Here is a 19,282-nt window from a genome sequence, read left to right as displayed (position 1 = left end):
GAATTCGCTCATTGTCAATGCGGGGACCAGAAGGTGAGGGGAGCCGCGATTGACTGGCGCGTTGTCCTGAGCCGAGCGGTGATCAACGCATGTTGATTCACTCACTCGATCTCTGAGCGTCGCTACCGCCCGCCGAACTCGTGCTCTCGAATGAGAAGTAGTACGGATCTCCACCGCTGTATCCAAGAATAGTTAGGAATTCTGAGCTGAACTGCTGTAGCACTGACAGGTCCGACTCTTCTAGATGACTTGGGTCGTAGGTGTTGAAGACCAGTTCTATCCACTCCCGACGCTCACGTGACCACATGGTTAAGTGGTCTGGGAACCACAGAATCCATACGGTGTCCAGGTGTATATCTGGGGGAAGCGGCGATAGGTGCGGTGCCATTAAGGCCGATTCGACAGTCTCCAAGGCGAATCGGTCAAATGGATGAATTATGATGAAGCCGTTCCTCGAAACGTCGCCGCTAACCTTGCGACCGAGGACCCCCTCGATGTTCCGAACTATCGGCAGTGCTGACCGAAGGATGTCTGCGGCGCTCTCAACCAGCACCTCAACACCCATGCCCTTGGCGTTTGCGCCGCTGCGGAGCGTCCGATTGATTCCGTCCTCGACCCTTCTGTAGGGGCCGGGTACCGACTTGACCTCGAAAGCTGCTGCTGGCTGGCGTGCGAAAAAGTCTTTTGGATGACTGTCCGGATCCAGTCGGAATAGGAGATCAACACCGCCATCCGTGTCTAGTTTGTGTGGCGGTGCCGCCAAGAATGAGGTCAAGAGGATCGCGGCCAGGTGCTCGCCGGATCGGATTTTTAGGTGGCTAAGGCGCTGTGGCCCTAGCTCCGCGAGTTGCTGGATGGCCCAAGTAAGCCGCACGTGCGAGATCGCAACTGCGTAGGTGCCTAGAGCAGAATCATCAGCCACCAATCCAGCGTCACGGGTCTGTTGTTCCTCGTCAAGGCCCAGCACCACGTCGCCCTGGCCCGTCGCGATCTGCAGCTTGTGAACGTCGGCAACGGACGGCGGTCGACGATCCGCTGATCTTAGGCGTGGGAGTCCGGCAACGGCTGTCGACAGCTACGGTGACAGCAACGATCCGGGACGAGGCCAGCCACCTGCGGTCGGGCACGGACAGTCGCCCGAGGTGGCAGACGTGAATGGATCGCGCCGGACGGTGCGCCCAGAACTTACAAGCTGTCGAGTGGTCACGAGGCCGGAATCTGCTGTCTCCGGTCCGGTTGACGACGACCACGTCTAGGTCGTGTAGGTCGTCACCACTGCCGAAACGTTCTCAATAGGATCAAGGCACCGCGCTCGCGCGGTGCAGCCCCGCCCCACTCGGCCTGCTGGCGGCCTGCGGCCGGCATCGGCCGGCGGGGCGGGGCTCTACGACTTACCCGAGTTGCTGTGATGCTCGCCGACGATCCGCGTCCTCAATGGCGTGGCGCACAGCCATCCGGATCACGAAGTACAGGACGGCCTGCCCAGCCAGCCACAGGGCCAGCGCGAAGAACATCTGTGGGAGTGGGAGAAAAACGTTCCATTGCATGGGCGGCACGATAGTTCGGAGCGGCCGTCCCTGCTGTCCCCAAGCCGTCCCTGGCCCCGGCCCACTTGCATCGCTTCGCCCTCCAGGCTGTCGGTGTCAGGGCCAGGGACGATCGCGGAAGTGGTCATCCACCGCCGAGGTCGGGGCGATCGGCTGCCGCGCCGCTCCGCGGCTTGCCACCGGGTATGTAGGTGCGACCGGCTGCCGACCGGCAGGACCAGTCACCGCCGTCCGGTCCCGACGGGCCGGGTCTGGCGAAGCTACGAGACGTCGAACAGGCGTAGGCCGTCGTACTCGGCGAAGTCGGCGTAGTCCTTGCCGTTGAAGGTTGCCAGCGGCAGCCGGTCGACCAGGCAGCAGGCCGCGATCCAGGAGTCGTTCGTCGGACGGGGACGCCCCCGATGCTGCGCCCTCGCCTGGAGCTGGCCCCAGGTCGTCGCCACCGCCTCATCGAAGGGCAGCAGCACCACGCCGGATCGCCACTGCGCGAGGTCGGCCAGCTTGCGCGGCCCCCAGCTCCGCAGCACGGTCCACTTGGTCAATTCTCCGAGCGTGACGAACGTGATGCACAGGGTCTTACCGGCCAGCCGGGCACGAAGCCGATCATGCAGCCGACCCCGCAGGATCGCCGACGCGACGTCGGTGTCCAGGACGACCAGGCTCACGCGGCGCTGGCCCGCCGGGAGGCGTACAGGTCGGCGAGGAAGTCGTCCAACTCTTCGTCGGACTCGAAAAGGTCCGGCCGGGCCAGGTCATCGACGGAGGCAACCGGCCGCACACCCTGCCGGCGGGCCAACTCCTCCGCAGGCACGTGCTCAGCGGTCAGCCACTCGGGCATCCGCTCGGCGTTGCTCGACATCACGACCCACCTCCTCCACCACACCGCCACTCATTGTCGCACGGTCAGCACCGGCGCCGGCGTCACTCGGGCGCGCGGAGAGCCGGCGGCACGGCGAGCCGCCCCCGGCCCGACAGGCCAGGGGCGGTAAGCCGCACACCGCCGGACAGCCGCGCCGCCGTGCCAGCCACGTGCCAGTAGCCGGTGCCCCAGGCGGTCTACAGCGGTCATGATCGGGCAAGACGACACCACCGCCGACCAGGCGATCCGGGCAGATCATGACAGCCGGAAACGATCTTCCAAACTGACGGTGCGAGTTCGATTCTCGTCGCCCGCTCCAGCACCACCGGCCCAGACCAGGGGCATGATTGCCGAGCCTGGGCCGCTTCTGTTCCAGCTCCCCTTGATCGCGCGTGGTTCCGAGCGCACGCCTGAGCGGCTACGAGTTCCGGGGCACGTGGCTTAGAGCGACCGGCAATAGGCCGACACGTCCTGATAGCCAGCCCGCCACCCAGGGCAGGGAAGATCTTGGTACGAATCTGCCCCTTGAGGGGCGCCCTCGTACCAAGATCTCGGATGCCTTGGCGTGGCAGCGAGCCTGCCAGATGGTTGCCTGGGGTCAGTGACGGGGCCCTGGGCATGTGCCGCGTCCGCCTCCGGCCGCTCGACCTCCCGCTGCGTCACCACCACCAATTGCCGGCCGCTCTTACTTGCTAGGCCGGTGGGCGTACGGCGACGCCGCGGATGACGAGGCTGAGGGAGAGGCGTTCGCTGATGCCGTCGAGGGTGAACGAGGTGAGGGTCTCGCCGGTGGTGCGGTCGAACTGCTTCAACGTCACCGGGGTCTGGCGGTCGACGGGGTCACCCAGGGTGTAGATCGAGTCTGGGGTGAATGCGACCTGGGCGCCCTGCGGGCCGTAGCCGGTGGTGAAGCGGCGGGTGGTGGCGCCGGTGTCGACGTCGGTGGCCATGATGTCGCCCTCGGGGCCGAACCATTCGAGCTTTCCGTCGCGCAGCGATCCGCTGTCGTAGCTGATGGCTTCCAGCTCCGTACGGTCGAGGGGTCGGCCGTTGTCGTCGACCAGCCGGCGCTCGACGTACTTCCCGGTGTCGGTGTCCCAGCTGACGATCGCGGTGTGGGGCAGCCCGTCGGCGTCCTGGTACGCGGAGAGGAAGGTGATCACGCCGTCCTCGCACGGCAGGTGGTGGACGATCGGGCCGGTGTCGAACGCCGAGCGCCAGCCGATGACCTTTTCCTGGCCGTCGCCGGGCGACGGGTAGAGGCGGGCGAGCATCTCGGGTTCCAGCTGTGGGTCGGCCTTGGAGCGTAGGCCGGGCAGGCTCGCGGACTCGGCGGAGTGGGCGCCCGACTGCTGCGAGATGCCGTAGACGGTGTCGTCGCACAGCGCGTTGGTGAAGTAGTTGCCCTCGACCCGGTAGCGCGCCGACCCGGCACCTGTCGTCGCCACCACCTGGTTGGTGTAGCGCCCTTCCTCGGGCGATCCCTCGTTGTAGACGGCCACGAATCCCTCGCCGCCGGGGAGCGCGAAGGCGGACTGCTGAAGATCGGTCTTGGGGCTGGGGACGGTGGTCAGCCCGTCGGCGCGCAGCAGGTAGTCCTGCTCCTCGTCGGCGAAGGACAGGCCCGCGTCGGACCAGGCCAGCCGGCCCAGGTCCATGCCGACGGTCTTGACGGTCCGGTAGGAACCATCCGGCTGTACGAGGACGACGTACGCGGGATTCCGTTTGAATCCGGCGAAGGTCTTGGCGTTGTTCTGCGGGCTGAGGTAGAAGGCGAAGATGGTGTCGCCGAGCCGGGCCTCGGCTGCGGTCAGCGCCCCCGCTTCGAGCTTGTTCTCTGCGGCCGAGTCCTTCTCTGCGGAGCAGGCCGACAAGATCAGCGCGCAGACGCCGACGAGGGCGAGGGTTTTCCGGGAGGGCATCTGGTGGTCTCCAAGAGGGGTATCGCGTGACCCCGTACGCCGGGGTCACGCGATACTGAATGTGCCTGGTCAGGAAGTACGGGTGTAGTACGTCACGGTCTTGGACGAACCCTTGATGTCGTTCGGGTAGACGGCGAAGGGGTCCCAGGACCAGGAGAGATCGATGTTGGCGGTGGATTTCTTGTACGCCCGCCAGACCAGCTCCGAGCAGTTCAGCTTGGTGGCCGACGACGTCTTGTTGAAGGCGAAGTTGCTGTCGTACGCCTTGTTGCGCAGGTTGTTGTACGCGTAGTTGGCGGCGATGTCACGGTTCGCCTGGGTGGTGCTCACGGACATCTTGTAGAGCGGCAGCTGCACGCGGTGGGTCGACGCGGAGACCGACCTGCTGTTCGTCGTGCCACCGGGGGCCTCGACGACGGTCGAGGTGTTGTAGTAGATGCCGACGTGGTTGTGGACCACCTTGAGCGTCCGCGCCCAGGAGTGGAAGATGTCGCCCTTGTAGCGGCCGCTGCCGAGGTTGACCACGCCCGGGCTGGTCGAGGAGCAGGCGAGGGCGAATCCTGCCGGCTCCGGCTCGGGGTCAGGCAGGGGCTCGTCCTCGTCCGGCAGGCACGGATCCACCTCGACGGCCTCGTCGGCCTGCGCCAGCGCCTGGTCGAGCATTTCGTCGTAGGTGATCCCGAGTTCGGTCGCCGCCTCCTCCAGCGCGGTCTGCATCTCCTCCTCGGTGGTGCCGGGGTTGAGTTCGACGAGCCGGACCAGTCGCCAGTCGGCGCCGTCGGCCGCGTGCGCCGGTGCGGCGACGGCGAGCGTCATCGCGATCGCCGCGATCATGGCGGCGAGGCTCTTCAACATGCGTCGGGTCGTCAACAGTGCCAGGGATGACCGCAGGGATCGTCCCGCAAGATTCTTCATGGCGGGGGACCGTAACGGAAGATCATCCGGCGGGCGACCCTGGACAGTGGACGCTTTCCGTCATCACGCCGACTTGACCGACGTAACGAGCAATGGTCATCTAACCTGGACAGATGGCGAGCGAACCGGCCCGTCGAGTGGTCGGCGAACCACGCCAACGGCAGGGGCATCCAGCGGCGCGACCCGCCGGCCGCGAGCGGCATTCATGCTGATCATGAAGCTGCGGGCGACCGGCTACGGCCCGGTCCGGCCGCCGACACGAGCGGGCAGAGGCCGCCGACAGAGCAGCTGATGGCCGGCAGCGCCGGATGGCCGTTCGGCTAGATCATCTAGCCGAACGGACACCGCCCTGGCAGGAGTTCGCCCGCGACCCGGTGCCGGTCGACAGCGTGATGGCCGAGACCAGCAGACCGGTGATCAGTGCGAGGTTCCCGAGGGCTCGGGTGTTGGCGGTCCGCCTCGACGCAGGGTTGATCTGGCGGACCGTACCGGAGCTTGCGGGTCGGCACCGTCCCGCTCCGTGCCGTAGCCAACGCCCGCGCCGAGCACTTACCGTACGGGTCCGGTGGCAGGTCCGCGATTCGGCGGCCGGGCCCGGGGGTAAGGAGCGGCCGTGACCTTCTCGCTCGTTGCCCGATGTCGGCGTACCGGCCAGCTGGGGGTGGCGGCGCTGACCGCCAAACCCGGCGTGGGGAAGCTGGTGGCGCACGTCCAGCACGATGGCGGTGCCGTGGCCACCCAGGCACTACACAATCCGTTCCTGGCCTACGACGGGCTGCCGTTGCTGGCGCAGGGGCGCTCGCCGCAGCAGGTGCTGGCGGAGTTGCTGGCCCGCGATCCGGGTCGGGAGGTACGCCAGGCCGGCATGGTGGACCGCCAGGGGCGGGCGTACGCCTTCACCGGCGCCCGCACCCTCGACTGGTCCGGTCATCGCATCGGTGCCGGCTACGCGGCGCAGGGCAACCGGTTGGTGGGCCCGGAGCCGCTCGACGAGATCGTCCGGGGGTTCGAGGCCAGCGCGGGGCAGGAGTTGGCCGAGCGGCTGCTGCGCGCCATCGAACTGGGCGAGGATGCCGGCGGCGACCGGCACGGAGCGCGGTCGGCGACCGTCACGGTGATCGGCGAACAGCCGTACCCGCTGTGGGATCTGCGGGTCGACGACCACGATCATCCGGCGAAGGAACTGCGCCGGCTGTACGACGTCTTCCACGAGGAGATGGCGCTGGCCGTCCGGCAGCTGCCCACCCGGGACGACCCGATGGGCGCCGCCGCCCGCGAGGTGCTCGGCTAGCGCCCCGGTTCCGAGCGAACCGATTTCATCTATGGTCTTGGATATATCGGTACCATCCTGGGAACCGTCGAGGCCCCAGCCCGAGGGCCACCGCCCGCCGCAGGGGCCACCAGGAGGAGGAACCGATGCCACTCCCCCGTCCGTACCGGCGAGGCCCGGCCGCCATCCGCGGGCCGCTCGCCCTCCTGCTCACCGCCGTCGTGGTCGCCCTCACCGGCGGGCCCGCCACCGCCGCGCCCGCCACCGGCGAGATCCGGTACGCCGACGCCCCGACCGCCGTCGTCGACAGCTACGTCGTGGTGCTCAAGGACCAGCCGACCGAGGTCACCACGCAGCGGCTGGCCACCCGGTACGGCGGCCGGATCGAGCGGATCTTCGCCGCCGCCCTGTCCGGCTTCGAGGTACGGCTACCCGAGCGGGCCGCCCGCCGGCTCGCCGCCGACCCGGCGGTCGCCTACGTCGAGCAGAACCGGACCATCACCGTGACCACGTCGGGGGTGCAGTACAACCCGCCGTCCTGGGGACTGGACCGGATCGACCAGCGGTACCTGCCCCTCGACGGCCGGTACGCGTACCCGAACACCGCACCGGACGTGCACGCGTACGTCATCGACACCGGCATCCGGGGCACCCACAGTGACTTCGGCGGTCGGGTCGGCACCGGTGTCGACCTGGTCGACGGCCTGCCGGCGGACGACTGCAACGGGCACGGCACCCACCTGGCCGGCACCGTCGGCGGCACCCTGCACGGGGTGGCCAAGCAGGTCCGGCTGCACCCGGTGCGGGTGCTCAACTGCGCGGGCAGCGCCAGCACCGCCCAGGTGATCGCCGGGATCAACTGGGTGACCGCCAACGCGGTGCGGCCGGCGGTGGCGCTGCTGGCGCTCGGCGGTGCGGCGAGCAGCGCACTGGACGCGGCGGTGACGAACTCGATCAACACGGGCGTGACCTACGTGGTGACCGCCGGCAGCTCGAACACCAACGCCTGCAACACCTCGCCCGCCCGGGTCCCGGCCGCGCTCACCGTCGCCGGCACCACCGCCACCGATGCCCGCTCACCGTCCGGCAACTACGGTTCCTGCCTGGACCTGTACGCGCCGGGAGCGAACATCACCTCGACCTGGCACACCAGCGACACGGCGACGGCGACGCTCAGCGGCGGATCGATGGCCGCCGCACATGTCGCCGGCTGCGCCGCCCTCGTCCTCCAGACCAACCCCACCTGGAGCCCCGCCCAGGTCGCCGCGTACCTGATCGCCCGGGCCAGCGCGGGCGTGGTCAGCGGGGTGCCCAGCGCCACCGCGAACCGGCTGCTCTACTGCGGGCCGTGACCCGGCTGCTCTGCTGCGGGCCGTGACCCGGCCTGCGGCAGCGATCCGGTCCTGGTCACGGATGAACCGGCGACGGCCGGGTATGTAGCGCCGTCCTGGTGGAGTGACGACCTTTTCGGTCGCGGTGCCGCGACCGGTCCCGCCGGGCGGGTCGGCGTGCGTCGACCCGCCCGGCGACCCGACTCAGGTGGTCAGCCAGTTCCAGGCGTCCATGATCCACTGGGTCTGTTGCAGGTAGGCGACACCCAGCCCGGTCAGGAAGATCGCGGTGACCAGGTGGGCGCCGCGCGCACTGCGCCGTACCCGGCCCAGTTGCCGCTCCAGCACCACCCGGCCCAGCAGCCGGGCCAGCGCGAAGAGGCCGGCCGCCACCAGCAGACTCAACACGAAGATCAGAAACGGCCCGGCGAGGTCGCCACCGCCGGAGATCGCCCAGATCCCCCAGCAGACGAAGGCGAACAGCGCGCCCGCGGCGCTCCACTCGCCACCCTTGCGCAGTTGCGCCATGTGCCAGCTCAACGGCCGGCGCGGTGCGGGCTCACCCGGCCAGCCGGTGCCCGTCGGCACCTGGTCCACCACCGGAAACGGCTCGGTACGCGGTGCCGTCGAGCCGACCGAGGCCACCCCACGCCGATACGGGTCACGCTGCGACGGTATGTCCGCATCGGGCTGCGGCGGCACCTCCACGGTCCGCTCCGCCCACGGCTGCGTCTGGTCGGCCATGTCGTTCCCTCCCCCTGGGCCGGCGGCGAACTCGGTCGCCGCTGGACACTCCGAGGGTAGCCAGCCGACAAATGGGTCGCTCCACCCGCGTCGATCGGATAGACACGACCGGTGACCACCACTCCCCTGCCGATCGAGACCGCCCGCGCCGAAGACTTCGACGAGATGGGGCGGTTCCTGAACTTCCTGTTCCACCACAGCCTCGAACCCGAGGCACACGAGACCGAACGCGCGATCTTCGAACCGGAGCGCGCCCTGGTCGTACGCGACGGTGCCGAGTTGGTCGGCACGGCCGCCGCCTTCACCCGGGAGCTGGGTATCCCCGGCAGCGCGGTGCCCGCGGCGCACGTCAGCATGGTCGGGGTGGCCCCCACGCACCGGCGGCGCGGCCTGCTCACCGCGCTGATGCGCCGGCAACTCCGCGAGATCCACGAGGCCCGCCGGGAACCGGTCGCGGTGCTCTGGGCCAGCGAGGGCCGAATCTACCCCCGCTTCGGCTACGGCCTGGCCGCGCAACGCCTCCAGATCACCGGTGACACCAACGAATTGCGGCTGCCGCCGCCGACCGCCGACGAGGGCCGGCTACGCCTGGACCGTCCGGCAGCGCGCCGGGCCGATCTCGCCCGGGTGTACGACCAGGTGCGCGCCGGCCGTCCCGGCTGGTCCGCCCGCGACGACCGGTGGTGGCGCTACGTACTTGTCGATCCGGAGGCCCAGCGTGGCGGCGCGACCGAACGGCGGGTCGTGCTGCACGAGGGCCCCGACGGCATCGACGGGTACGGCCTGTTCCGCACCAAGGCCGACTGGGACGGCGCCGGCCCGAAGAGCCTGACCAGCGTCGACGAGGTGGTGACGAGCAGCGCGGCGGGATACCGGGCGATCTGGCGGATGCTGCTGTCGATCGACCTGACCCGGCAGGTGTCCTTCCTGCGGGCGGCCGTGGACGAGCCGCTGCTGCGGCTGGTCGACGAGCCACGCCGGCTCGGTCCACGGCTGGTCGACGCGCTGTGGGTACGCGTGGTCGACGTGCCGGCCGCCCTGGCCGCCCGGCGGTACGCCACCGACATCGACATGGTCGTCGAGGTGACCGACAGCCTGCTGCCGGAGAACACCGGCCGGTGGCGGCTCCAGGGCGGCCCGAAAACCGCGAGCTGCGTACCGGCGACCGGCCCGGCCGACCTGGCCTGCGACGTGAGCTGCCTCGGCGAACTGTTCCTCGGCGGCGCCACCCCGACCGCACTCGCCGACACCGGCCGGCTACGCGAGCTGCGGCCCGGCGCCCTGGCCACCGCCGACCCCGCCGTCACCTGGCACCGCGCCCCCTCGGCGCTGGAGATCTTCTGACCCGCGCCCCGACGACCGGTCCGCCCACCGTCACGCATCGACGGTGCGGCCGGGCCGGACAAGGCCGTGATCGACACCCGTCGGCCCGGGTAGGGTCGGGGGGTGGCGGACGAGGGACGACGGCGGCGACGGCACCGGCACCAGGGCGGGCCGCAGAGCGCCGCCGACCCGGGCCCCACGGCGGCCACGGCCGGCGTGCACGACGGCGGTGAACCGCCACGCGGACGGCGCAACGGCGGCGCCGAGGAAGGCGAGCGGGGGCTACGCGGACTGGTCGGCTCCGGCTCGTCACAGGTGAGCGTGACAGCGGCCATGCGGGCGCGGGACGCCGCCCGCCCCACCGACGAGGACCTCGCCGCGGCCGAGGCCGAGATGGTCATCGTCCGCCGGAACTGGACCCCCCGCGACGACCTGCCCCGCCGCTGACCCGACCACCCGCCTGGGTCGTTCGTCCCCCCGGCTCCGGCGCCGGAGCATGCCCGATCTGGGATCGAGTGGCATACCGGTCGGTCACCAGTCGATCCCGGATCGAGGTATCCGACGACTTCTGGACGGTCAGGGCAGGTCGGGCAGCTGCCGGGTCTGCTCGTACTCGGCGACCTGGGCGATCCGGCGGGCGTGCCGCTCGCTGCCGGAGAAGGCGGTGGTCAGGAACGCCTCGACGATGGCGGTGGCCTCGTCGAGAGTGTGCTGACGGGCGCCGACCGCGACCACGTTGGCGTCGTTGTGCTGCCGGCCAAGCTGGGCCGTCTCGACGCTCCAGGCGAGTGCCGCGCGAACCCCCGTGACCTTGTTCGCGGCGATCTGCTCGCCGTTACCCGAGCCACCGATGACCACACCCAGGCTGCCCGGGTCGGCCACCACCCGGGTACCGGCGTGCAGGCAGAAAGCCGGGTAGTCGTCGTCCGGGTCGAAGGCGTGCGGGCCGACGTCGACCACCTCGTAGCCCTGCTTGGCGAGGTGGTTGGCCAGGTGCACCTTCAGCTCGAAACCGGCGTGATCGGATCCCAGGTAGACGCGCATACCGCGCAGTCTGTCAGGCCCGCCCGACCGGGCACCGCCGGGGCGGTGCCGGGCGGGACGGACGCCACGCCCCACCGTGGCGAGCATCACGTCACACCTGGCAGCCGCACCGGCGGCCCGGCACCGTCAGGCCGGGTCCGGCAGCTCGGCGACCACCAGGCCGCCGCGCGCCTTCGGGGTGAACCAGGTGCTCTTGCGCGGCATCTTCTCCCGGGCCAGGTTCACCGCGACGAAGTCGTCCACGGTCACCGGCGCGATGAGGACCGCCAACTCGGCCCGCCCCGCCTCGACCTCACCGGTCAGCCAGCTCGCCGGGTAGTCGCCACCGACGTAGGTGATCCGCTTGTCGCCGGGGTCGAGCCCGAGGGCGTCCCGCAGCAGCAGCCGCTCGACCAGGGCATGGTCGAGGTTCTCCAACCGGCCCGCGCCGGTGTGCGGCAGCGTCACCGCGTACGCCTGACCGGGAAGCTGGAGCACGACGGTGCCGCCGGCCGCCGGGACCTGGGCCGGGCCGTCGAGGTCGGTGAGCTGCGCACCGGCGGCGCGCAGCCGGTCGAGCAGTTCCGCAGGCGTGGTCGGCAGCTCGCTGACCAGACGGTTGTACGGCTGGATGGCCACCGAGGCGGGTGTGGTGACCACCGCCAGGAACCGGGGCAGGCCACCGGTCTGGGCGGCCAGGCTGCGGTGGTTGCCGTCGGCGACGACCAGTTCGCCACCGCCGGCGAGCGCGGTCAGCTCGTCCTGTTCCGGACCGGGGGCGAGCAGCCAGATGGCGTGCGTACGCCCGGCCTGGTCGATGTCGGTCGCGGCGGGCGCGCCGGCCGCGTCGGTGGCCGTGGCGAGCGCGGCGTGCAGTTCGTCACCGCGCCCGGTCTGCAACAGCAGTACGGGCGAGAGCAGGTGACCCAGCGCCTCGGCCAGGGCGACCCGCTCGCGCACCTTGGCGATGAAGACGTCCTCGTTGCGGATGACCAGGCCCGGCTCGTCGGCCCGGGTGGAGATCTGATCGGTGTCGACCATGGCGAAGAGGCCGTACGCCGGTTCCTCGCCGGGCGCGGTGATCCGGTACAGCACCACCACCTGCTCGGCGGGGGTGTAGCTGCCGTCGGCCTTCGCCTCGGCCAGCCGGCCCACCGCGTCCGGCAGGGCGTCGAGGAAGGACTTGCCGATGCTCTCCGGAGCCCGGTGCGGCATCTCGATGCCGAGGGCACTGTGCGGATTCGCCTCGATGATCGCGGTGATCTCCGCGTCGTCGGCGAATTCGTCGTAGTTCTGCGCTCCGGTGCCGCCAGTGGTGATCCAGGCCCGGGTGATCGGGTGCACGACCGTCATGACCGATGACGCTACCGTCGCCCGCCCCCGCCCCGCCGCCGGACCCACACCCCGCCCACCAGGTGAAAGGAAGGGCACCTTGTTAACGCCTGAGGTAGAGCAAGGGCACCTTGTTAACGCTCCGACTCGGCCGCGCGGCGATGTCGGCCGGCGGGTGCGGGCACCACGGCGGGACGGCGCGTCAGCGCCGACCGCGGGCCCTCGTTGCGGATCTCCCGGCCCGGCGGCGTCAACCGGGAGGTAGCCGGGACGCGGGCCACGCCCACCGCCGTGCTGCGACCCAGCACGCCAGCCGTGTTCAGAAAGCGTCCCGGCCGGGCCGCCGGCCAACTCCCGGCGCCATGGCCGACAAGCTCACCTTCCGGGCCCCCGACCGCGCCCGCACCCGACCGGGCCGCCGACCAGCCTTCGTCACCGTCCTGCCTGAGGGCCGGCGAACCCTCGGGGCGGTCCTGGCGGGGTGCCGGCCGACTCTCGGGGCGGTCCTGGCGGAGTGCGGGCCGCCTCTCGGGGCGATCCTGGCGGGGTGCGGGCCGAGTCTCGGGTTGGTCCTGGCGCCGGGTCGGCCAGCTCAGGTTCGTCGCCGGACGGAACGCGGCACGGCCGGCTCTCTCCTCCCGACTCCGGAGATCGTCGACCGGGGCACGATGCTTCGCCATCTGGCGCCTCCACGAGCGGCGGACTACGGCCAGCGGGCACGGGTGCGGCCCGCCGGATCTCTGCGGACACCTGGTCAAACGAGTCCGCGAAGGCACCGGTGACGCCGCGCCCGGCACCGGAGGCGGCGCCGGGCGCGAAGCACGAGCGGTTGTTAATAGGGGGCCCGTGCTATGCACGAGACGTTAATAAGGTGCCCTTCCTTTCAGGTCAGTCGAAGATGGGGTCGAGGTCGCGGCTGCGCTTGAGTTCGAAGAAGCCGGGGGTGCCGGCGACCAGCAGGACGCCGTCCCAGAGGCGACCGGCGGCTTCGCCCTTCGGGGCGGGGGTGACCACCGGGCCGAAGAAGGCCACCTGCCGACCGTCCGGGCCGGGCGCGTGGATGACCGGGGTGCCGACCTCGGTGCCGACCGGGCGCATCCCCGCCTCGTGGCTCTCCCGCAGGGCCGCGTCGAGTCCACTGTCGTCGGCGGCCGCGGCGAGCTGTGGATCCAGCCCGGCGTCGGTGAGCGCGGCGGCGTACAGCTCCGGCCCGAGTTGCTGCTTGGCGAGGTGAATCCGGGTGCCCAGGGCGGTGTAGAGGGCAGCGACCGCCGCCGCCCCGTGCCGCTGCTGCACCGCGACGCAGACCCGTACCGGACCCCATCCGGTACGCATCAGCTCCTGGTACGGCTCCGGCAGCTCGCGGCCCTCGTTGAGTACCGAGAGGCTCATCACATGGAAGCGGATGTCGACCTCGCGGACCCGCTCCACCTCCAGCAGCCAGCGGGACGTGATCCACGCCCACGGGCAAATCGGGTCGAACCACATGTCGACGCTGGCGCGTTCGTTCACCGTGAGGTCCCTTCGCATCGATGACACCGGCTTTCCGGTGTACCTCCGATCTTTACTCCGTGCCCGCCCGCTCGGGCTCGGATCGGGTGCGTGACCTCGCCCACCACCGGGTGGTCGTACATGGAAGACTCAGGCCCGGACGGGCCGTGACGGGCGGTCGACGACGATGTGGCCGTGGCGTACGGCGAGAACGGATGGAGACGAACGTGCCGGGAGTGCGCAACCTGACACAGGTCGAGGCGACCGAGCGGGCCCGCCTGCTCGACGTGACGGGGTACGACATCAATCTGGACCTGTCCAGCGCCGTGCACGCGGCGGGCGGTCGCACCTTCCGATCGATCACCGAGGTGCGCTTCCGCTGCACCGAGCCGGGCGCGAGCACCTTCATCGAGGTGGCGGCGGACTCGGTGCGCTCGGCGACGCTCAACGGCACACCGGTCGAGTTGGCCGACTTCTCCGCCGAGAAGGGACTGACGCTGACCGGGCTGGCCGGGGAGAACACCCTGGTCGTCGAGGCGGACTTCGCGTACTCCAACTCGGGGCAGGGCCTGCACCGCAGCGTCGACCCGGTGGACGGGGAGACCTATCTCTACAGCCAGTTCGAGACGGCCGACGCGCAGCGGGTGTTCGCCTGCTTCGACCAGCCGGACCTGAAGAGCGTCTACACCTGGCACGCCACCGTTCCGGAGCACTGGAAGGTGATCTCCAACTCGCCGGTGGAGCGTACGGAGGCGGCGGGCGAGGGGCTCAAGACGATCCACTTCGCCGAGTCGGCGCGGATGAGCACCTACATCACCGCGCTCTGTGCCGGGCCGTACCACGAGGTGCGGGACAGCCACGACGGGATCGACCTGGGCCTGTTCTGCCGCACCTCGATGGCGCAGTACCTGGACAGCGACGACCTGTTCCTGGTCACCAAGCAGGGCTTCGACTTCTTCCACGAGCAGTTCGGGGTGCGCTACCCGCTGCCCAAGTACGACCAGCTGTGGGTGCCCGACTTCAACGCCGGTGCGATGGAGAACTTCGGCTGCGTCACGCACGCCGAGTCGCACTACCTGTTCCGCTCGCAGGTCACCGACTTCGAGTACGAGCAGCGGGCCAACACGATCCTGCACGAGATGGCCCACATGTGGTTCGGTGACCTGGTCACCATGCGCTGGTGGAACGACCTGTGGCTGAACGAGTCGTTCGCCGAGTGGGCCAGCCACTGGTGCAACACGCACGCCACCCGGTTCACCGAGGCGTGGACGACGTTCCTGTCCATTCGGAAGAACTGGGGCTACCGGCAGGACCAGCTCTCCTCCACCCACCCGGTCTACTGCGAGATGCCGGACCTGGAGGCGGTCGAGGTCAACTTCGACGGCATCACGTACGCCAAGGGCGCCAGCGTGCTCAAGCAGTTGGTCGCGTACGTGGGCGAGGAGCCGTTCGTGGCCGGTCTGCGGGCATACTTCGCCCGGCACGCCTGGGGCAACGCCACCTTCGACGATCTGCTCTCCGAGTTGGAGACCGCGTCCGGCCGCAAGCTGCGGACGTTCGCCGCGCAGTGGCTGGAGACCGCGCAGGTCAACACCCTGCGGCCGGAGCTGACCATCGGCGCGGACGGCGCGTACCAGCAGGTGCTGGTCCGGCAGGAGGTGCCGGAGGGCCACCCGACCCTGCGTACCCATCGGATCGGGGTCGGCCTGTACGACCTCACCGACGGTCGGCTGGTGCGCCGCCAGCGGCTGGAGGTCGACGTCGACGGTGAGCTGACCGAGCTGACCGCGCTGGTCGGCGTGCCCGCCGCCGACGTGCTGCTGCTCAACGACGACGACCTGACCTACGCCAAGCTGCGGTTGGACGAGCGGTCGATGGCCACGGTGGTGCAGCACATCGCCGGCTTCGAGTCGTCGCTGGCGCGGGCGCTGTGCTGGACGGCGGCGTGGGACATGACCCGCGACGCCGAGCTGGCCACCCGCGACTACGTGGCGCTGGTGCTGGCCGGGTTGCCCGCCGAGTCGGACATCAACCTGGTCACCGCCACCCTGCGCCAGGTCAGCAGCGCGTTGACCTTCTACGCCGACCCGGCCTGGGCGCCGACCGGCTGGGCCGAGCTGAGCCGCACCGCGCGGACCGCGCTCGCCGCCGCCGAGCCGGGCAGCGGCTTCCAGCTGGCCTGGGCTCGGGCGTACGTCTCGGCGGCCCGCTCCCCGGAGGACCTGGCGGTGCTGCGCGGCTGGCTGGACGGCACGCAGGTGACGGCGGGGTTGACCATCGACACCGAGCTGCGGTGGAGCGTGTTGCAGACGTTGGTGGCCAACGGCGCGGCCGGTGCGCCGGAGATCGAGGCCGAGCTGGCCAAGGACAAGACGTCCAGCGGTGAGCGGGAGGCCGCGTACGCGCACGCGCTGGTGCCGACCGAGGAGAACAAGGCCGCCGTCTGGGCCCAGTTGACCGGTGCCGAGGCGCTGCCGAACTGGCGGAACCGGGCGTTGTTGCAGGGCTTCAGCCACCCGGCGCAGGTGGAGCTGATCGCGCCGTACCGGCAGCGGTACTTCGCCGCCGTCGGGCAGGTGTGGGCCAGCCGGGACAGCGAGCCGGCGCAGGAGTTCGCGATGCTGGCGTACCCGGCGTACCTGGTCGAGGAGGACACCGTCGAGGCGACCGACGCCTGGCTGACGCAGCCGGGCCAGCCGGCGCCGCTGCGCCGGCTGGTGGCCGAGGGCCGCGACGGCGTGGTCCGGGCCGTCGCCGCGCGGGCCAGGGACGCGCGCAGCGCCTGACCGACAGCGTCATCCGGTGCCGGCGTGGGTGCGAGCCCACGTCGGCACCGGCCGTTCTACTGGTCCACGACGCGACAGAGCCCGGCCGCCGCAGATTGCGGGACCGGGCTCTGTCGTACGGGAAGCGGTCAGCCCTTGCCGGCGTAGCGGGAGAGCTGGTCGAGGCCCTGGATGATGCCGCCGGCCAGATCGCCACCGCCGAAGGCGGCCACCATCGACAGCGCGGCGATCTTGGCGTACGTGTCGGGGACCCGCTTGCGGGCGTACCGGCCGGTGACGATCTCCAGCTGCCGCTGGTTGGGCGAGACGGCGATCAACACCGAGACCTCGGGCTCGGCGAGCTGCCGGTGCAGCCGCTCGGCGTGCTCCCGGATCGGCTCGTCGAGGCCGCCCACGAAGACCGAGAAGGTCAGGCCGGTGGTCCGGTCGGCCAGGCGCAGCGCCTCGTCGATGCGCAGCAGCTGGCGGGTCGAGAACGGCCCGTCGAGTACGTCGGGCGGGGTGTCCGTCCCGGTCTCGGGCTGCTTCTCACCAACGGTCACTTGCGCCTCCGGTTCCACCAGCCGGCGCCTCGACACCGGCCTGTTCCTGCTTGTGGCTGGTCAGCGCCGGCGCCTGTGCCCCCGCAGCCAGCGCGGTGCCGGCCGAGTCGGCCAGTTCCTCGGGCCGGCCGAGGAACCAGACCGGCGTGAAGCTGAACGGGCGGCCCGGCCGGTAGCGCTTGGCGCCGCCACCGCCACCGCCTCGGCTGCCCGCGTACACGAGGCCGGCGATCACCAGCACGACGGCTGCCGGGATGCCGACGAAGACCAGCAACGTGTCGGTTACAGACAATCCCAACGCCCCCAGGCGGAAAGAGAGACCTTCGACCGGATCGGGTGACGGGTCACCGCGGCGACCTCCCGACTCCGCTGCCACTCACGTTAGCGGAGCCGACGCTCCGCCAGAGCGCGGGGTGGCGATCCCAGCGGCCACACGAGCGCTCCAGCTGCGCAGCTGTGCCGATAAGTGTCGCGTCGGCGCCGTACCGACCGGTGAGTAGCACCCCGACCGGAAGCCCTTCGGCGGTCACTCCGACCGGGAGCGAAACGGACGGATCGCCGGTGACGTTGAACACCGCGCAGTACGGCGAGAACCGGCGTTGCCGGTCGAAGTCCTCCTCCGGCGTACGCCCCTCGGTGAACCAGCCGACCGGGGCCTGCGGCGCCGACAGCGTCGGACAGAGCAGCAGGTCACAGCCGGCGGTACGACGGACACCCAGGCGTACCTGCGCCTGGAGTTCGCCCAGGGTGGCGGTGAGGGTGCCGGCGGAGATGCCGGCGGCCCGGGACCGCAGGAAGCGGGTCAACGGCAGCAGCTCGTGCTCCCGCTGCGGCGGTACGGGGGCGAGCGCGAGGACGTACCAGATGGTCTCGAACAGCGGCCAGACCTGCGGCCCGAGCGGCGGTGGAACCTCGACCACCTCGTGGCCGGCGGCGCTGAGCAGCGCGGCGGCCCGGTCCACGGCGGCGACGCAGTCCGGGTGGACGGGTTCGTCGACGAGCATCGTGGCGGTGAACCGGCCGATGCGCAGCCGACCCGGCGCGGCGGCGCGGGCCGCGCCCAGGTAGCCGCCGTCGGGCGGTACCGGCGGCAGGTACGGCTCGCCGGGCACCGGCTCGGCCATGACGTCGAGCAGCGCGGCCACGTCGGCGACCGTCCGCCCGATCGGGCCGCTGGTCGGCAGGCCGAAGGCGCCGAAGCCGAGCGGACCGCTGGAGACCAGGCCACGGCTGGGTTTGTAGCCGATCAGGCCGCACAGCGACGCCGGGATGCGCAGCGAGCCACCACCGTCGGAGCCCTGGGCCACCGGCACCAGGCCCGCCGCCACCGCCGCCGCCGCACCCCCGCTGGAACCACCCGCGGTGTACGCCAGGTCCCACGGGTTACGGGCCGGCGGGGCCACCAGCCCCTCGGAGTAGAGCGAACAACCCAGCTCGGAGGTGGTGGTCTTGCCGAGGCTGACCAGTCCGGCGGCCCGGATGAACCGCACCACGTCGGCGTCGACCGGCGGGACGAAGTCGGCGAACGCGGCCGAGCCGAAGGTGGTGCGTACCCCGGCGGTCAGCGTCAGATCCTTGAACGCGGTCGGTACGCCGTGCAGCGGCCCGCGCTCGCCGACCGGCGTCGCGTCGGCGGCCTGGGCGGCCTCGCGGGCCTGGTCGGCGGTCACCGTGACGAACGCGCCGACGGTGTCGCCGAGCGCATCGATGCGGTGCAGGCAGTGCTCGACCAGTTCCAGGCTGGACAGCTCACCACGCGCGATCGCCGCGGCCTGCTCCAACGCGGTCAGGTCGTGCGGCTCGGCCATACCGCCATCCTGCCCTGCGTGACGGCATGGCGCGGTCGGCACGCGCCGACGAAGGTGACGGGTTCCGGCCGGCGGGGCCCGACCAGCGGCTCGGCACGGCGAGCCTCGACCAGCGGCTCGACCGGCGGTCCTCCCTTCGCAGTGCGCCCTTTGCTCTGCTTCAACCCACGCAACGAAAACGACCGACGAGCATTGCGTCCGGTGAAGCAGAGCAAAGGGGGCAGCGGGAGGGGTGGCGGGTGGCGCGGGCGCGGGCGGGTGACGCGGGCGGGTGACGCGGGCGGGTGACGCGGGCGGGTGACGCGGGCGGGTGACGCGGGCGGGTGACGCGGGCGGGTGACGCGGGCGGGTGACGCGGGCGGGTGACGCGGGCGGGTGACGCGGGCGGG

Annotated in this window: 17 protein-coding genes; 5 read left to right on the top strand and 12 right to left on the bottom strand. The window is 70.8% G+C overall.

Translation table 11 applies throughout. The annotated features are described in order from the left end of the window. Positions 1–97: 97 nt before the first annotated feature. The 5 genes from E0H26_RS25270 to E0H26_RS25245 form a co-directional block, all read right to left on the bottom strand. Positions 98–967, bottom strand: coding sequence for a hypothetical protein (locus tag E0H26_RS25270; RefSeq protein WP_131307954.1), 870 nt, complete (start codon positions 965–967; stop codon positions 98–100). Positions 968–1,807: 840 nt separating this feature from the next. Continuing rightward, positions 1,808–2,212, bottom strand: coding sequence for a type II toxin-antitoxin system VapC family toxin (locus E0H26_RS25260; RefSeq protein ID WP_131307950.1), 405 nt, complete (start codon positions 2,210–2,212; stop codon positions 1,808–1,810). Continuing rightward, positions 2,209–2,406 carry a hypothetical protein gene (locus E0H26_RS25255; RefSeq protein ID WP_131307948.1) on the bottom strand — a complete coding sequence of 66 codons (198 nt, stop codon included), beginning with the start codon at positions 2,404–2,406 and terminating at the stop codon, positions 2,209–2,211. Before E0H26_RS25255 ends, E0H26_RS25260 begins: the two co-directional genes overlap by 4 nt. A 692-nt stretch (positions 2,407–3,098) precedes the next feature. Beyond that, positions 3,099–4,328 (bottom strand): hypothetical protein, encoded by a 1,230-nt coding sequence (locus tag E0H26_RS25250; RefSeq protein WP_131307946.1) that lies wholly within the window; start codon positions 4,326–4,328, stop codon positions 3,099–3,101. Between the two features lie 69 nt (positions 4,329–4,397). Continuing rightward, a complete protein-coding gene (locus E0H26_RS25245) occupies positions 4,398–5,183 on the bottom strand; it encodes a YiiX/YebB-like N1pC/P60 family cysteine hydrolase (protein WP_131307944.1) in 786 nt (261 codons plus the stop codon). A gap of 673 nt (positions 5,184–5,856) precedes the next feature. Between E0H26_RS25245 and E0H26_RS25235 the strand changes: the two genes are divergently transcribed. Continuing rightward, a complete protein-coding gene (locus E0H26_RS25235) occupies positions 5,857–6,534 on the top strand; it encodes a DUF1028 domain-containing protein (protein WP_131307940.1) in 678 nt (225 codons plus the stop codon). Between the two features lie 125 nt (positions 6,535–6,659). Further along, a complete protein-coding gene (locus E0H26_RS25230) occupies positions 6,660–7,865 on the top strand; it encodes a S8 family peptidase (RefSeq protein WP_131307938.1) in 1,206 nt (401 codons plus the stop codon). A gap of 183 nt (positions 7,866–8,048) precedes the next feature. On the opposite strand, the gene E0H26_RS25225 is transcribed toward E0H26_RS25230, so the two are convergent. Then, positions 8,049–8,588 (bottom strand): hypothetical protein, encoded by a 540-nt coding sequence (locus E0H26_RS25225; RefSeq protein ID WP_131307936.1) that lies wholly within the window; start codon positions 8,586–8,588, stop codon positions 8,049–8,051. 111 nt (positions 8,589–8,699) lie between these two features. Between E0H26_RS25225 and E0H26_RS25220 the strand changes: the two genes are divergently transcribed. Together E0H26_RS25220 and E0H26_RS25215 are read left to right on the top strand one after the other, a co-directional pair. Further along, positions 8,700–9,932, top strand: coding sequence for a GNAT family N-acetyltransferase (locus E0H26_RS25220; RefSeq protein ID WP_131307934.1), 1,233 nt, complete (start codon positions 8,700–8,702; stop codon positions 9,930–9,932). Positions 9,933–10,034: 102 nt separating this feature from the next. Further along, positions 10,035–10,358, top strand: coding sequence for a hypothetical protein (locus E0H26_RS25215; RefSeq protein ID WP_131307932.1), 324 nt, complete (start codon positions 10,035–10,037; stop codon positions 10,356–10,358). A gap of 129 nt (positions 10,359–10,487) precedes the next feature. Here the strand turns inward: E0H26_RS25215 and E0H26_RS25210 are convergent, their stop codons facing one another. From E0H26_RS25210 to E0H26_RS25200, 3 genes are all read right to left on the bottom strand, one after another. After that, a complete protein-coding gene (locus E0H26_RS25210; RefSeq protein ID WP_131307930.1) occupies positions 10,488–10,955 on the bottom strand; it encodes a ribose-5-phosphate isomerase in 468 nt (155 codons plus the stop codon). Positions 10,956–11,081: 126 nt separating this feature from the next. After that, positions 11,082–12,287 (bottom strand): DUF1015 family protein, encoded by a 1,206-nt coding sequence (locus E0H26_RS25205; protein ID WP_131307928.1) that lies wholly within the window; start codon positions 12,285–12,287, stop codon positions 11,082–11,084. 867 nt (positions 12,288–13,154) lie between these two features. Then, positions 13,155–13,796 (bottom strand): mycothiol-dependent nitroreductase Rv2466c family protein, encoded by a 642-nt coding sequence (locus E0H26_RS25200; protein WP_420812883.1) that lies wholly within the window; start codon positions 13,794–13,796, stop codon positions 13,155–13,157. 197 nt (positions 13,797–13,993) lie between these two features. Here E0H26_RS25200 and pepN point away from each other — a divergent pair, with 197 nt between their 5' ends. Continuing rightward, positions 13,994–16,543, top strand: coding sequence for an aminopeptidase N (pepN, locus tag E0H26_RS25195; protein ID WP_131308082.1), 2,550 nt, complete (start codon positions 13,994–13,996; stop codon positions 16,541–16,543). Positions 16,544–16,671: 128 nt separating this feature from the next. On the opposite strand, the gene E0H26_RS25190 is transcribed toward pepN, so the two are convergent. Genes E0H26_RS25190 through E0H26_RS25180 form a run of 3 tightly spaced genes read right to left on the bottom strand, consistent with a single transcriptional unit; the run spans position 16,672 to position 18,893 of the window. Beyond that, complete coding sequence (locus E0H26_RS25190; RefSeq protein WP_131307926.1) at positions 16,672–17,085, bottom strand: DUF5130 family protein; 414 nt, start codon at positions 17,083–17,085, stop codon at positions 16,672–16,674. Next, on the bottom strand, positions 17,072–17,383 hold the full coding sequence (gene ctaJ, locus E0H26_RS25185) for an aa3-type cytochrome oxidase subunit CtaJ (protein WP_476703382.1): 312 nt from the start codon (positions 17,381–17,383) through the stop codon (positions 17,072–17,074). Before ctaJ ends, E0H26_RS25190 begins: the two co-directional genes overlap by 14 nt. A 46-nt stretch (positions 17,384–17,429) precedes the next feature. Next, the gene (locus E0H26_RS25180; protein WP_131307924.1) at positions 17,430–18,893 is read right to left on the bottom strand and encodes an amidase; all 1,464 of its coding nucleotides are present in this window, start codon (positions 18,891–18,893) and stop codon (positions 17,430–17,432) included. Positions 18,894–19,282: the final 389 nt, after the last annotated feature.

The sequence above is a fragment of the Micromonospora zingiberis genome (assembly GCF_004331455.1).
GTDB lineage: Bacteria > Actinomycetota > Actinomycetes > Mycobacteriales > Micromonosporaceae > Micromonospora > Micromonospora zingiberis.
Note: the sequence above shows the minus strand (reverse complement) of the source record. Positions and strands in the feature narration are given on the sequence as shown.

Coding starts and splice junctions, on each gene's coding strand:
- E0H26_RS25255 (WP_131307948.1), bottom strand. CDS start 2,406: ATGTCGAGCAACGCCGAGCGGATGCCCGAGTGGCTGACCGCTGAGCAC.
- E0H26_RS25210 (WP_131307930.1), bottom strand. CDS start 10,955: ATGCGCGTCTACCTGGGATCCGATCACGCCGGTTTCGAGCTGAAGGTG.
- E0H26_RS25250 (WP_131307946.1), bottom strand. CDS start 4,328: ATGCCCTCCCGGAAAACCCTCGCCCTCGTCGGCGTCTGCGCGCTGATC.
- E0H26_RS25205 (WP_131307928.1), bottom strand. CDS start 12,287: ATGACGGTCGTGCACCCGATCACCCGGGCCTGGATCACCACTGGCGGC.
- E0H26_RS25180 (WP_131307924.1), bottom strand. CDS start 18,893: ATGGCCGAGCCGCACGACCTGACCGCGTTGGAGCAGGCCGCGGCGATC.
- E0H26_RS25245 (WP_131307944.1), bottom strand. CDS start 5,183: ATGTTGAAGAGCCTCGCCGCCATGATCGCGGCGATCGCGATGACGCTC.
- E0H26_RS25200 (WP_420812883.1), bottom strand. CDS start 13,796: ATGCGAAGGGACCTCACGGTGAACGAACGCGCCAGCGTCGACATGTGG.
- E0H26_RS25230 (WP_131307938.1), top strand. CDS start 6,660: ATGCCACTCCCCCGTCCGTACCGGCGAGGCCCGGCCGCCATCCGCGGG.
- E0H26_RS25225 (WP_131307936.1), bottom strand. CDS start 8,588: ATGGCCGACCAGACGCAGCCGTGGGCGGAGCGGACCGTGGAGGTGCCG.